General features: G+C 53.8%; 14 protein-coding genes. 10 read left to right on the forward strand and 4 right to left on the reverse strand.

What is annotated here, in order from left to right; all coding sequences use genetic code 11:
• Positions 1–104 precede the first annotated feature (104 nt).
• The 4 genes from GS12_RS12490 to GS12_RS12510 all read left to right on the forward strand — a co-directional run bounded on the left by GS12_RS12490 (position 105) and on the right by GS12_RS12510 (position 2,205).
• On the forward strand, positions 105–623 hold the full coding sequence (locus GS12_RS12490; protein ID WP_034947467.1) for a hypothetical protein: 519 nt from the start codon (positions 105–107) through the stop codon (positions 621–623).
• Positions 620–967, forward strand: coding sequence for a putative T6SS immunity periplasmic lipoprotein (locus GS12_RS12495; RefSeq protein ID WP_034917644.1), 348 nt, complete (start codon positions 620–622; stop codon positions 965–967). Before GS12_RS12490 ends, GS12_RS12495 begins: the two co-directional genes overlap by 4 nt.
• 273 nt (positions 968–1,240) lie before the next feature.
• Positions 1,241–1,585, forward strand: a complete 345-nt coding sequence (locus GS12_RS24615) for a putative T6SS immunity periplasmic lipoprotein (protein WP_034947470.1) — start codon at positions 1,241–1,243, stop codon at positions 1,583–1,585.
• A gap of 272 nt (positions 1,586–1,857) precedes the next feature.
• On the forward strand, positions 1,858–2,205 hold the full coding sequence (locus tag GS12_RS12510) for a putative T6SS immunity periplasmic lipoprotein (RefSeq protein WP_034947473.1): 348 nt from the start codon (positions 1,858–1,860) through the stop codon (positions 2,203–2,205).
• A gap of 55 nt (positions 2,206–2,260) precedes the next feature.
• Here GS12_RS12510 and glpD read toward each other — a convergent pair whose 3' ends face one another.
• Entirely contained in the window at positions 2,261–3,769 is a 1,509-nt protein-coding gene (gene glpD, locus GS12_RS12515) for a glycerol-3-phosphate dehydrogenase (protein WP_034917641.1), read from the reverse strand.
• A gap of 229 nt (positions 3,770–3,998) precedes the next feature.
• Here glpD and glpE point away from each other — a divergent pair, with 229 nt between their 5' ends.
• The 4 genes from glpE to malQ all read left to right on the forward strand — a co-directional run bounded on the left by glpE (position 3,999) and on the right by malQ (position 8,285).
• On the forward strand, positions 3,999–4,325 hold the full coding sequence (gene glpE / locus GS12_RS12520; RefSeq protein WP_034947476.1) for a thiosulfate sulfurtransferase GlpE: 327 nt from the start codon (positions 3,999–4,001) through the stop codon (positions 4,323–4,325).
• Between the two features lie 58 nt (positions 4,326–4,383).
• On the forward strand, positions 4,384–5,205 hold the full coding sequence (gene glpG, locus GS12_RS12525) for a rhomboid family intramembrane serine protease GlpG (RefSeq protein WP_034919473.1): 822 nt from the start codon (positions 4,384–4,386) through the stop codon (positions 5,203–5,205).
• Positions 5,206–5,238: 33 nt separating this feature from the next.
• Positions 5,239–5,997, forward strand: a complete 759-nt coding sequence (locus tag GS12_RS12530; protein ID WP_034917636.1) for a DeoR/GlpR family transcriptional regulator — start codon at positions 5,239–5,241, stop codon at positions 5,995–5,997.
• A gap of 197 nt (positions 5,998–6,194) precedes the next feature.
• Positions 6,195–8,285, forward strand: coding sequence for a 4-alpha-glucanotransferase (malQ, locus tag GS12_RS12535; RefSeq protein ID WP_034947479.1), 2,091 nt, complete (start codon positions 6,195–6,197; stop codon positions 8,283–8,285).
• Between the two features lie 43 nt (positions 8,286–8,328).
• On the opposite strand, the gene nfuA is transcribed toward malQ, so the two are convergent.
• Together nfuA and gntX are read right to left on the reverse strand one after the other, a co-directional pair.
• Positions 8,329–8,904: a Fe-S biogenesis protein NfuA gene (gene nfuA, locus GS12_RS12540; RefSeq protein ID WP_034947482.1), complete on the reverse strand. Its 576-nt coding sequence runs from the start codon at positions 8,902–8,904 to the stop codon at positions 8,329–8,331.
• A gap of 58 nt (positions 8,905–8,962) precedes the next feature.
• Complete coding sequence (gntX, locus tag GS12_RS12545; RefSeq protein WP_034947486.1) at positions 8,963–9,646, reverse strand: DNA utilization protein GntX; 684 nt, start codon at positions 9,644–9,646, stop codon at positions 8,963–8,965.
• Positions 9,647–9,680: 34 nt separating this feature from the next.
• Here gntX and bioH point away from each other — a divergent pair, with 34 nt between their 5' ends.
• Positions 9,681–10,457, forward strand: coding sequence for a pimeloyl-ACP methyl ester esterase BioH (gene bioH, locus GS12_RS12550; RefSeq protein ID WP_034947489.1), 777 nt, complete (start codon positions 9,681–9,683; stop codon positions 10,455–10,457).
• 166 nt (positions 10,458–10,623) lie between these two features.
• On the forward strand, positions 10,624–10,893 hold the full coding sequence (locus GS12_RS12555) for a YdgH/BhsA/McbA family protein (protein ID WP_034917628.1): 270 nt from the start codon (positions 10,624–10,626) through the stop codon (positions 10,891–10,893).
• Between the two features lie 36 nt (positions 10,894–10,929).
• On the opposite strand, the gene GS12_RS12560 is transcribed toward GS12_RS12555, so the two are convergent.
• A complete protein-coding gene (locus tag GS12_RS12560; protein ID WP_034947491.1) occupies positions 10,930–12,618 on the reverse strand; it encodes a sugar phosphorylase in 1,689 nt (562 codons plus the stop codon).
• Between the last annotated feature and the right edge of the window lie 6 nt (positions 12,619–12,624).

A 12,624-nucleotide genomic window follows, 5' to 3' on the forward strand; every position in this document is an offset into this window, starting at 1 on the left:
CCTGATTAATGAAATGTGATGCTTGTCGTTTTTTTAAAGCGGCGAAATTGCTATTTATAGCTGCCTCCACGGCAATGAGGCTGGTTTACGGGTTAAGGACAAGGATGCTGGAACGTAACGGATTACGACTTTTGACACCGGGCGAGAAATTATTAGCGAACGAACTTTTCTTCAACTCTGTCAGCTATTATCAGGTTTGGGTACATCACGGCAGTTTTCTTCCTTTTGATATGCAGGGAAATCATACGGCGATGACGCCGCTCGGCGAAATATGGTTTGAGAGTCATGTTTACCAGGATGACTTTTTTATGGCAACCGTTGATTTTCAACATCTCTTTTTGCATGAAATGATGCATGTCTGGCAATATCAGCATGGCATGAACGTGATGATGCGCGGCCTTTTTTCATGGGCAGCGGACTATACCTATGATTTTGATAAGAAAAGGCTCTCTGATTACTCAATGGAGCAGCAGGCGAGTATTGTTGCTGACTATTGGCTATTCAATCGTTATGAAAAGACAAAGTATATTGAGTTAAATAACTACAAAGGATACTCCCGTGATGAAAAGTCATCAGCACTTGCGTCAAAATATAAGAAGATTTTGAGAGGCTTTCCAGAATGAAAAAATCACTTTTTCTTTTTATGATGATGATGTTGCTGTCAGGTTGCGGTTTACAAGATTATCCGGTATTCAGGTATCAGGGTGAGGTCTTTGTACCTGATGACAATCTGGTGTGCATAAAGTCCGCTTCAAACGATATGCTTACTTTCTATACGATCAGTTCTACTGAGGATGATCACAAGACCGATCTGGCTGTTGGGAGAGATATCAAAAAGCAATATCCTGATACATGCATCAGGCTGGTTTTAACACCCGGCGTTGAATACACCATGCTCTATATTCTGAATGGCGTTAAATATCGCGTGGTTTTCGATAGCAACGGCACAATAAACAGAAGTCCGTAAATTCTGAAGGCATAAAAAAGGGCGAAAATGACCGCCCTTATGTCATCGACAGCCGTTAAGAGGCAAGTGACATTGCCCCTGTAATATTGATAAGAGCAGGCTTTCTGATTACTCAATGGAACAGCAGGCGAGTATTTTTGCTGACTATTGGCTATTAAAAAGTCATGATGCGACATACTATAGCTATTTGATAAAATATAGAAATTATCGTGAGGAAAAAAACGCTGCGTTGCTGCAATCAAAGTATCAGGAAATAATGAAAGGATTTCCGTTATGAAGAAATTTTTTTTGCTTTTTACCTCAGTATTTTTTCTGTCAGGATGTTGGTTTCAAGACTCATTGGTTTTTAAGAATCCCGGATATGTATATGTTTACGACAGGTTTGTTTGTATCAAGTCCTCTTCAGGCGATAGCCTCAATTACTTCATGATAAGCTCGCCTGAAAACAGGCACATGAAGCCGGTCAGATTTGGTGATAATCTGAACAGAAAATATCCCGATACCTGCATCCTGGTCGTTTTAACACCCGGTGTTGAATACACCATGCTCTATATTTTGAATGGCGTTAAATATCGCGTGGTTTTCGATAGCAACGGCACAATAAACAGAAGCCCGTAAATTCTGAAGGCATAAAAAAGGGCGGAAATGACCGCCCTTATGTCATCGACAGCCGTTAAGAGGCAAGTAACAGTGCCCCTGTAATATTGATAAGAACAGGCTTTCTGATTACTTAATGGAACAGCAGGCGAGTATTGTTGCTGATTATTGCTATTCAATCGTTATGAAAAGACAAAGTTTATTGAGTTAAATAACGAAAAGAAATACTCCCGCGATGAAAAATCATCAGCTCTTGCGTCAAAATATAAGATGATTTTGAGAGGCTTTCCAGAATGAAAAAATCACTTTTTCTTTTTATGGTGATGATGTTGCTGTCAGGTTGCGGTTTACAAGATTATCCGGTATTCAGGTATCAGGGTGAGGTCTTTGTACCTGATGACAATCTGGTGTGTATAAAGTCCGCTTCGAACGATATGCTTACTTTCTATACGATCAGTTCTACTGAGGATGATCACAAGACCGATCTGGCTGTTGGGAGAGATATCAAAAAGCAATATCCTGATACATGCATCAGGCTGGTTTTAACACCCGGTGTTGAATACACCATGCTCTATATTTTGAATGGCGTTAAATATCGCGTGGTTTTCGATAGCAACGGCACAATAAACAGAAGCCCGTAAATTCTGAAGGCATAAAAAAGGGCGGAAATGTCCGCCCTTTTGTCATCGACAGCCGTTAAGAGGCAAGTGACAGTGCCGGTTTTTTTGCATGCTGCGCAAGCCATTCGGCCACGCGGGCACGCTGCTCATCATTTAAATGGATACCCATTTTCGTTCGACGCCACAATGCATCGTCCTCGGCACGCACCCACTCGTTTTCGACCAGATAACGCAGCTCCGCCTCATAGAAGTGATGACCGAACAGCTCGCCAAGATCGTCCAGGCGGGTTGCATCCTTCAGGATCAGTTCACTGCGGCTGCCGTAGGTGCGCGCGTAGTGCCTGGCCTGTGCTTCGCTGATAAATGCGTAGCGACGGCGCAGGCTGGCGGCGTAGTCTTCCCGCGTGCCGGCGATGTCGCCGCCGGGCAGCACGCAGCTTTTCGTCCAGGCCGGGCCGATGTTGCTGTAATACTTCGACAGCTTCTCCATTGCGTGTTCGGCCAGCTTGCGGTAAGTGGTCAGCTTGCCGCCGAATACCGAAAGCAGCGGCGCCTGGCCGTTGTCATCGCGCACGTCGAGCGTATAGTCGCGGGTGATGGCCTGCGGTGAATCCGATTCGTCGTCACACAGCGGACGCACGCCTGAGTAGGACCAGACGATGTCTTCGCGGCTCAGCGTTTTCTTAAAGTGCGCGTTGAAGACGTTGAGTAGGTAGTCCGTCTCGTTCTCATCAATATGAACGTTTTTCGGATCGCCTTTATATTCGACGTCGGTGGTGCCCACGATGGAGAACTCATCCATCCACGGGATCACAAAGACGATGCGGTGGTCTTCGTTTTGCAGAATATAGGCCTGCTTTTCAGTGTGAACGCGCGGCACCACGATATGACTGCCTTTGATCAGGCGGATGCCGTAAGGCGATTTCAACTTGAGACCGTCATCGAACAGCTGTTTCACCCACGGACCGGCGGCGTTCACCAGGCCTTTTGCCTGCCAGGTATGGATTTTACCGCTGTCGATATCTTCTGCTTCGACCGTCCACAGACCATTTTCACGCCACGCGCGGGTCACTTTGGTGCGCGTGCGGACTTCGCCGCCGTGTTTTTCCACTTCCTGCGCGTTGAGCACGACCAGGCGAGCATCGTCCACCCAGCAGTCGGAATATTCGAAACCGCGCACAATTTCAGGTTTAAGTACCGAATCTGAGCCAAAACGCACGCCTTGGCTGCCTGGCAAACTGGTACGTTTGCCCAGATGATCGTACATAAACAGCCCAATGCGGATCATCCATGCCGGGCGCAGATGTGGGCGGTGCGGCAGACGGAAACGCATCGGGAAAGCGATATGCGGCGCCATTTTCAGCAGCACTTCGCGTTCGGCCAGTGCTTCGCTCACCAGGCGGAATTCATAGTGTTCAAGGTAGCGCAGGCCGCCATGAATCAGTTTTGAACTGGCAGAAGAGGTAGCGCAGGCCAAGTCTTGCGCTTCCAGCATCAGTACTGACAGGCCGCGTCCGGCGGCATCTGCCGCAATCCCGGCGCCGTTAATGCCGCCGCCGATTACGATCAAGTCTTTGGTTTCCACGTTATCTCCTCCGATGTTCGGAATAGTTCTTTAATGTTCGTTTTCGAACATAATAATAATCGGAAACCAACATTGATGCCAGCGTTAACGTAATAAAAACATTTATGCGTGATGTAGGTAACATAATTGTACAAAGAAAAGACGATTAACCCTCCAGGTTAATGGGTTATTGTGCGTGGCGTTCACGCTACAATGATGTTTATTTGTCACTCTTTGACGAGACTTCACCATGGAAAAATTCGACTGTATCAGCGTACAGCGCGCGCAAGCGCTGCTGGCTGACCACCGCGCCAATCTGGTCGACGTGCGCGATCCGCAAAGCTATGCGACGGCGCACGCCAGCGGCGCCTTTCATCTCAGTAACCATTCCCTCAACGCGTTTATTGAGCAGGCCGATCTGACCGCGCCGCTGCTGGTAATGTGTTATCACGGCAACAGCAGTAAAAATGTGGCGCAATATCTTCTGGGGCAGGGCTTTACTGAAGTCTATAGCATTGACGGCGGCTTTGAGGCCTGGCAACGCGCTTTTCCGCAACAAACGGAAGCACTGGCGTAGCCGATAAGTAAGAGATATTCTGCTTTTTATTGTGAAACAGGGACTTCCGCTGGCGATGATGCGCATTACTGAATTTTCCAACCCTCGTATGGCGCAGGCCTTCGTGGACTATATGGCAACGCGTGGCATCCAGCTGCGTATTGAACATGAAGAGCGCTACACCCTCTGGCTTGATGATGATTCGAAAGTGAATCTGGTTGAAAACGAACTTAGCCAGTTCATTCGCGAACCGGAACACCCACGCTATCTGGAAGCCAGCTGGCACGCCGGAACCACCAACAGCGGCCTTCAGTATCAGAGCACCTCGCTGATGGACAACATTCGCCAGCGTGCCGGGCCGTTGACGCTGAGCGTGATGGTTATCTGTATCGCCGTATTCGTGTTGATGCAGACGCTGGGCAACGAAACCGTTATGGGCTGGCTTGCCTGGCCGGATGAGGGCCAGCGGCTTGAGCTGTGGCGCTGGTTTACCCATGCGCTGCTGCATTTCTCCCTGCTGCACATCGCGTTTAACCTGATGTGGTGGTGGTACCTTGGCGGCGCGGTTGAAAAACGGCTCGGTGCCGGTAAGCTTTTCGTGATTTTAATTATATCCGCGCTGCTGAGCGGCTGGATGCAGGCGAAGTTCAGCGGCGTAATGTTTGGTGGGCTATCGGGCGCGGTTTATGCGCTGATGGGCTATACGTGGCTCCGGGGCGAGCGCGATCCTGAAAGTGGGATCTGGCTGGAGCGTGGTCTGATGGCCTTCGCGGTGTTATGGCTGGTCGTCGGTTATATGGGCTGGTTTGGTCTCTCAATCGCTAATGCTGCCCATGTCACCGGCCTGCTGGTCGGGCTGGCGATGGCCTTTGTCGATACCCGAAACAAAAAACAGGCTTGAGTAAAGGCACGGGTGAATTAACAGGAGAGCTTTGTGAAGCAGACGCAACGTCACGACGCCATTATCGATTTGGTGCGTCGTCAGGGTTATGTCAGTACGGAAGAGCTGGTGGATCACTTTACCGTCAGCCCACAGACCATTCGCCGCGATCTGAACGATCTGGCGGAGCAGAACAAAATTCAACGCCACCACGGCGGCGCGGCGCTGCCTTCCAGTTCTGAAAACACCGCGTGGCAGGATCGTAAAATGATGTGGTCGGCGGAAAAAGCACGCATCGCCCGCCGGGTTGCCAGCCAGATCCCCGATGGCGCCTCGCTGTTTATTGATATCGGCACCACGCCGGAAGCGGTGGCCCACGCGCTGATGAATCACACGAATTTGCGGGTGGTCACCAACAACCTCAACGTCGCCATGCTGCTGATGTCCAAACCGGATTTCAGCCTGATTATTGCCGGTGGTGAAGTACGAACCCGCGATGGCGGCATCATCGGTGAAGCCACGCTGGACTATATCTCACAGTTTCGCCTCGACTACGGCATCCTGGGCATCAGCGGTATCGATATGGATGGCTCGCTGCTCGACTTCGATTACCATGAGGTACGCACCAAGCGCGCCATTATTGAGAATTCACGCTGCGTAATGCTGGTGGCGGATCACTCAAAATTTGGCCGTAACGCGATGGTCAACCTCGGCAATATGAGCCTGATCGACTATCTGTTCACCAACGAAGCGCCGCCGCCCGGCGTGCTGAAAATGATTGAGCAGCACGACGTTCATCTGGAACTCTGCTGACCCCGCGCGGCACGGACGCCGCATCATCCTTATTTTTAACCATAATTTCCCACAGCGATGAGCATTTTTCCCTTTTACGGTCTTAACTGTAAGAGGCGTGAGCCCGTATTTGATTTTGTTCGTTTTTTAAGAAGGAAGGGGTATGTCGCAGCAGAGAGTTAATCCGTTTCGTTCTGGTATAAATAACGGGCGGAAGCATGGATAAAAAAAAGTTTGAACAGATGGCGGCTGCGGCAGGTATTGCCGCGAAATACGTCAATGCCAAAGGCGAGCCGGAAGAGATCGGTCGCGAGGTGCGCGAACGGCTGCTTGCCGCGATGTCTGACCTCTGGAAAGCAAAGCCCGGCCCGATCCCGGTCTGCAAGGTTTTTATTCGTAAACGCACCATGCAGTTGGGCGTGACCGGCAAAGGCGAGTATGTCTGGCGACTGGAGACGGAAAACCAGCGCGAATACAGCGGTCAGGTCAGCGCCGGTGAGGCGATCACGCTGCCGGGTGCGTTACCCTTTGGCTACCATCAGCTCCGGCTGAGTCAGGGTAAAAAGTCCTGGACATGCCGGGTCATCATCGCGCCGAAACGCTGCTATGAACCTGCGCCGCTGCTGGAAGGCAAGAAGCTGTGGGGCGCCTGCATACAGCTTTATACCCTGCGCTCGGAAAATAACTGGGGCATCGGCGATTTTGGCGATCTGAAACAGATGATTGCCCACGTGGCCGAACGGGGCGGCGCTTTTATCGGACTCAATCCCATCCATGCGCTCTATCCCGCCAGCCCGGAAAACGCCAGCCCGTACAGTCCCTCATCCCGACGCTGGCTTAACGTTATCTATATCGACGTGGCGGCGGTGGCGGATTTTCAGCAAAGCAAAGCCGCACAACGCTGGTGGCAGCAGAAAAATACCCAGGCGCGCCTGGCTAAGGCGAGGCAGGGCGAGTGGGTGGATTACCGTCTGGTCAGCGAGCTGAAAATACAGGGGCTGCGCCATGCCTGGCAGCATTTCTGCCAGCGGCCGGACAACGACGACGCCTGTGAGGCATTTGAGGCCTTTATCGCCCACGGCGGCGGCAGCCTGTTCTGGCAGGCGGCTTATGATGCGCTGCATGGCGCGATGCTCACTGAGGATCCGCAGCGCTGGGGCTGGCCAGCCTGGCCCGAAGCGCTACAGGATATCCACGGCGAGGCGGTGCAGGCATTCTGTCAGGAGAACGAGCAGGAGATCCGTTTCTGGCTGTGGTTGCAGTGGCTGGCCGACACGCAGTTTGCCGCCTGCTGGCAGCTCAGCCAGCAGCATGAGATGCCCGTTGGGCTCTATCGCGACCTCGCGGTCGGCGTGGCGGAAGGCGGCTCAGAAACCTGGTGCGATCGAGAACTGTATCGCCTGGCGGCCTCCGTTGGCGCGCCGCCGGACCCGCTCGGGCCGCTCGGGCAAAACTGGGGGCTGCCGCCGATGGATCCGCACGTGATGACAGCGCGCGGTTACCAGCCCTTTATCGATTTGGTTCGCGCCAACATGCACAACTGCGGCGCGCTGCGCATCGATCACGTAATGTCGATGCTGCGGCTGTGGTGGATCCCGCATGGTGAAACCGCCAACGTTGGCGCTTACGTTTATTATCCGGTTAACGATCTGCTGGCGATTCTGGCGCTGGAAAGCCACCGCAACAAATGCATGGTGATTGGCGAAGATCTGGGCACCGTGCCGCAGGAGATTGTTGCCATGCTGCGTCAGGGCGGTATCTATTCGTGGAAGGTGATGTACTTCGAGCAGGAGAGCGGCGATCGCTATCGGGCGCCGTCTGCCTGGCCGCGGCAGTCGATGGCCAGCGCCACCACGCACGATCTGCCGACGCTGAAGGGCTTCTGGACGGCGGGCGACCTGGCGCTGGGCGAAACGCTGGGTGTATATCCTGACAAAGCGGTGCTGCAAGCGCTCTGTCAGCAGCGTGCGCGGCAGAAGCAGGCGCTGCTGGAGGCGCTTCATCAATATGGCTGCCTGCCAAAGCGTAGCGGAAAAAAAGCCAGCGTAATGAAGATGACGCCCGTGCTGAACCGTGCGCTGCATCGCTTCATCGCCGACAGTAACAGCGCGCTGTTGGGGCTGCAACCGGAGGACTGGACGGGTATGGACAAGCCAGTGAACGTGCCGGGCACCACCGATCAGTATCGCAACTGGCGGCGCAAGCTCAACGTCACGCTGGAAGAGATGTTTGCGGACAGAGAAGTAACTGGGTTGCTTAACGATCTGAACCGAAGAAGGAAAACCGGGAAGCCGTTAAAAAAGGCGTAAGAGAGGATGCGGGCGGTGAAGGCCGCCCGCATGAATAAAGAACTTAGTAAAAAGAGTGTTCGCCGCGTTGATGCTCGGTCAAATCGCGTACGCCTTTCAGTTCAGGGAAGGTCGCCAGCAGCTCTTTCTCAATACCCTCCTTCAGGGTCACGTCAACCATCGAACAGCCGTTACAGCCGCCGCCAAACTGAAGAATGGCGTAGCCTTCATCGGTGATTTCCATCAGCGATACCCGGCCGCCATGGCTGGCAAGCTGTGGGTTGATCTGCGCCTGAAGCTGATACTCGACGCGCTCAATCAACGGCGCATCATCGCTCACTTTGCGCATTTTGGCGTTAGGCGCTTTCAGCGTGAGCTGGGAACCGAGGTTGTCGGTAACAAAGTCGATTTCCGCTTCTTCCAGATACGGCGCGCTCAGTTCATCAACGTACGCAGAAACCCTGTCAAACTTCAGTTCAGTATCGGTGGCTTCGACCGCGTCTGGCGGACAGTAAGAGACGCCACACTCCGCCGTTGGCGTGCCTGGATTAATCACGAAAACGCGAATCTGGGTGCCATCTTCCTGTTTTGACAGCAATTTTGAGAAGTGCTCCTGGGCAGCATCAGTAATTCGGATCATGGCGATTGCTCAATAGTTGACTAATTTAGTTGGTTATTATACGCCCAACGCCGACGCTCTACAAGGTTCGGCACAGGCACCATACCTGCACGCTGGCCGCTCCGGCGGCAAGTAAAATGCCGCTGATCTCTTCGACGGTACTGCCGGTGGTGACCACGTCATCCACCAGGGCGATATGTTGCCCTTTGACGGCGATTTCAACCCGAAATGCACCGCGCAAATTCCGGCGGCGGGCACTGGCGCGCAGGCTGCGCTGGATTCTGGTCTTACGCGTTCGCGTCAGCCCGCCCGCAGCATAGCGGCAGCCACACCAGCGGGCCAGATAACGGGCGATATCGCTGAGCTGATTATAACCGCGCCGCCAGGCACGCATTTTATGTAAGGGTACACTAAGAAGCAGGTCGGGATTGCGCAGCCCGTGCTGACGACGTGCCGCCAGCCAGCTCAGCAGCAGCAGTCGCGCCAGCGTTCGCGACAGCGCGGTAGCCTGATGAAACTTCAGCTTTTTTACCAGGTCGCTCACCGGCGGCCGCCAGTCGCTTACGGCGATGAGCCTGCTCCAGGCGGGAGGGCGCGCCAGACAGCGGCCGCACGCCTGACGAGAGTGCAAAGAGGGCAGGCCGCAGCGCGGACAACAGGGCGGCAGCGCGGGCAGGCTGCGCAGGCACAGGCTACAGCAGCCATGATGCGACAGCGTCAGCGGCATCTGACATAGCCAACAGGCGGTAGGGATTGATAGCATAGCGGCCTCCATGGCAAAAACGGGACTATAACGGATGACGCAGCTTTACTGGCAAACTATCGGCAGGGGTGATCACGATCTTGTGATGCTGCACGGCTGGGGGCTGAATGCAGAGGTATGGCACAGCATTGTTTCGCGGCTCAGCCCGCATTTTCGCCTGCATCTGGTCGATCTCCCTGGCTATGGCCGCAGCCGTGATTTTCCGGCGATGGACGTTGAGGAAATGGTTGCGGCGCTGTTGCCGTTCGCGCCGCAGAAGGCCATCTGGCTGGGCTGGTCGCTGGGCGGCCTGGTGGCCAGCAAAATGGCGCTGCTGCACCCGGCACAGGTGAGCGGATTAGTCAGCGTCACCTCCTCCCCCTGCTTTACGGCGAACGACGACTGGCCAGGTATTAAAGCGGACACGCTGCGCGGCTTTCAGCAGCAGTTGCGCGATGATTTTCAGCGTACCGTGGAGCGTTTTCTGGCGCTGCAAACGCTGGGCACCCAGACCGCCCGCCAGGATGCGCGTTTATTAAAAAGCGTGGTGCTGGCGCTGCCTGCGCCGGAGGTGGGCGTGCTCAACGGCGGTCTGGAGATCCTGCGCACGGTGGATATTCGTAATGAGATGCAGGCGTTAACGATGCCGATGCTGCGTATTTACGGCGCGCTGGACGGCCTGGTGCCGCGTCGCATTGCGCCGTTGCTGGACGCGGTCTGGCCGCAGAGCGAGTCGGTTATTATCGATAAAGCAGCGCACGCGCCCTTTATCTCTCACCCGGACAGCTTCTGCGATCGCCTGGTCGTCTTCGCGGCGGGACTGAAAGAGTAATTTTTCTCCTTAAACAGTGGCGATTTATTCATTAGAGATAATAATTGTTCAGGTAGGCAGGATCGCTTAATTTTACCTCTGGACTGCCGGGAGCAGGCTGCGTCCGCTCCCCCGAATGCGCATCCGGCGACTGCTTACTTCCGCTAATAATTAAGGAGTTTTTTTAATGAATATGTTTAAAACAATTGCAGTGGGTCTGCTGGTTGGCGGCGTTTCTTTCGGTGCATTTGCGGCCAAAGAAGTGACCAAGGAAGACGTGCAAAAGATGAATCTGGAAAAAATCGGCACGGTAAACACCACCTCGGAAACCACCTCGCCGATGGATGCGAAGGAAGCCCTGTCGAAGCTTGCCGATGAGAAGGGTGGGAAATACTTCCTGGTGATTGCAGGGCGCGAACACGGTAAGTTCAGCGCCACGGCGGATGTTTATAAATAACACGCCTTACAGGCGGCGCTCTGCCGCCTGTTTCTCTTAACTTTTCAGCCAGAGCCAGTGCCACGGCGCCAGCGTTAACGGCTGTTCCCCGTCTACGATCTCATCATGAACGATATCGCGATAACGCTGACTTTCCGGCGGTGTCCATGCAATCGCGCGCGCACTGAGGTTATAAACACACAGCAACGGACCTTCATCATTTTTCGTCCGACGGCGCATCACCAGCAGCGCGTTATCGCTCTCCAGCACCTCCATCGGCGCATCGGGGTGAAAAGCGGGCTGGCGAATACGGATCCGAATCAAATGGCTTAACGCATGATAAACCCGATGGCGCAGCGACTGCGGATCGCTTAAATCGGCTTCAATCGCGCTGATGGCATACTTTTCGCGGTTGATCGCCCGGTTGTGGCCTGCGGCTTTAACCCCTTCTATATCGTTTCGCGAACCGAGAATGCTCTGCACATAAACCGCAGGCACGCCGGGAAATGCCAGCAGCAGCGCGTGAGCCAGCAGGAAGCGCAGCAGGCGGGTATCGTCACTGTCATCTTTTTTATTCAGCGCATCCATATAGGTGACGTTGATTTCGTAAGGGCTGGTGGTGCCGTCAGGATTATTTTTGTAGGAGATTAGCGCGCCTTCCATCGCCAGGTCGCGCACCAGCGAAACGATTTCCGTTTCCGGTAAAATGCCCCGCAGCGGATTCAGACCGATGCCGTCATGGGACGCGAGAAAATTAAAGAAGGTGGTGGCGCCGCCGCCCTGATCCAGCGAGGCGGCCCACTGTTTCAGCGCACGGGACGAGCCGTTATGGATGGCGTGCAGCACCAGCGGCGGCAGCGAGAACTGGTACACCATCTGCGCTTCATCATGCCCGTTGCCAAAATAGCTGATGTTGTCTTTGTGCGGCACGTTGGTTTCGGTGATGATCACCGTACCTGGCGCAACCTCGTTTGCAATGGCGCGAAACAGTTTTACCAGCAGATGCGTTTTATGCAGATGAATACAGGAGGTGCCGGGCGTTTTCCACATGTAACCTACCGCATCAAGCCGCACGTAGTCGGCACCTTTCGCCAGATAATCCAGCAGCACGTCCACCATGGTTAACAGCACCGCAGGATTGCCGAAGTTCAGGTCGATCTGATCGGCGCTGAAAGTTGTCCAGATAAAATGCGTGGTGCCGTCGGCCATTTCAAACGGTGTGAGCAGCGGCGAGGTACGCGGACGGGTGACGCCACTGAGATCGGTGGCGGGCGGCATGCTGATAAAATAGTCATTCCAGGCGGGGTCCATCGCCAGATACTGCTTAAACCAGGCGCTGTGCGCCGACATGTGATTGCAAACGAAATCAAACATCAGGCGCGTATGCTCGTGCAGCTCGGCGATATCTGTCCAGTCGCCACAGATGGCGCTGACCTGATGGTAATCGATAACGGAAAAACCATCGTCGGAGGAGTACGGGAAAAAGGGCAGCAGATGCACGAGATTAAAAGTGGATTGCAGATGCTGCTGATAAAATCGCGATAAGGTGCGTAAGGTTGGGGCTTCGCTCTCACGGAACTGATCTGCGTAGGTGATCAGCACCACATCTTTTTCATCCCAGTGCGTTTTACGCTGATGGTTGAGCGCGGCGCGCGTGCGCTGAATGGCGTTTATCAGCCTTTCCCGGCAGTCGGCGGGAAAGGCATGGTCGTAGATCTCATCGATTAACTGATTAATAACGTCCATTTTTTA

It is taken from the genome of Erwinia oleae, assembly GCF_000770305.1.
Classification (GTDB): Bacteria; Pseudomonadota; Gammaproteobacteria; order Enterobacterales; family Enterobacteriaceae; genus Erwinia; species Erwinia oleae.

Bases quoted from the DNA above. Each gene is read 5' to 3' on its own strand.
- GS12_RS12490 (WP_034947467.1), top strand. From the start codon at position 105: ATGCTGGAACGTAACGGATTACGACTTTTGACACCGGGCGAGAAATTA.
- GS12_RS12495 (WP_034917644.1), top strand. From the start codon at position 620: ATGAAAAAATCACTTTTTCTTTTTATGATGATGATGTTGCTGTCAGGT.
- GS12_RS24615 (WP_034947470.1), top strand. From the start codon at position 1,241: ATGAAGAAATTTTTTTTGCTTTTTACCTCAGTATTTTTTCTGTCAGGA.
- GS12_RS12510 (WP_034947473.1), top strand. From the start codon at position 1,858: ATGAAAAAATCACTTTTTCTTTTTATGGTGATGATGTTGCTGTCAGGT.
- glpE (WP_034947476.1), top strand. From the start codon at position 3,999: ATGGAAAAATTCGACTGTATCAGCGTACAGCGCGCGCAAGCGCTGCTG.
- glpG (WP_034919473.1), top strand. From the start codon at position 4,384: ATGCGCATTACTGAATTTTCCAACCCTCGTATGGCGCAGGCCTTCGTG.
- malQ (WP_034947479.1), top strand. From the start codon at position 6,195: ATGGATAAAAAAAAGTTTGAACAGATGGCGGCTGCGGCAGGTATTGCC.
- nfuA (WP_034947482.1), bottom strand. From the start codon at position 8,904: ATGATCCGAATTACTGATGCTGCCCAGGAGCACTTCTCAAAATTGCTG.
- gntX (WP_034947486.1), bottom strand. From the start codon at position 9,646: ATGCTATCAATCCCTACCGCCTGTTGGCTATGTCAGATGCCGCTGACG.
- bioH (WP_034947489.1), top strand. From the start codon at position 9,681: ATGACGCAGCTTTACTGGCAAACTATCGGCAGGGGTGATCACGATCTT.
- GS12_RS12555 (WP_034917628.1), top strand. From the start codon at position 10,624: ATGAATATGTTTAAAACAATTGCAGTGGGTCTGCTGGTTGGCGGCGTT.
- GS12_RS12560 (WP_034947491.1), bottom strand. From the start codon at position 12,618: ATGGACGTTATTAATCAGTTAATCGATGAGATCTACGACCATGCCTTT.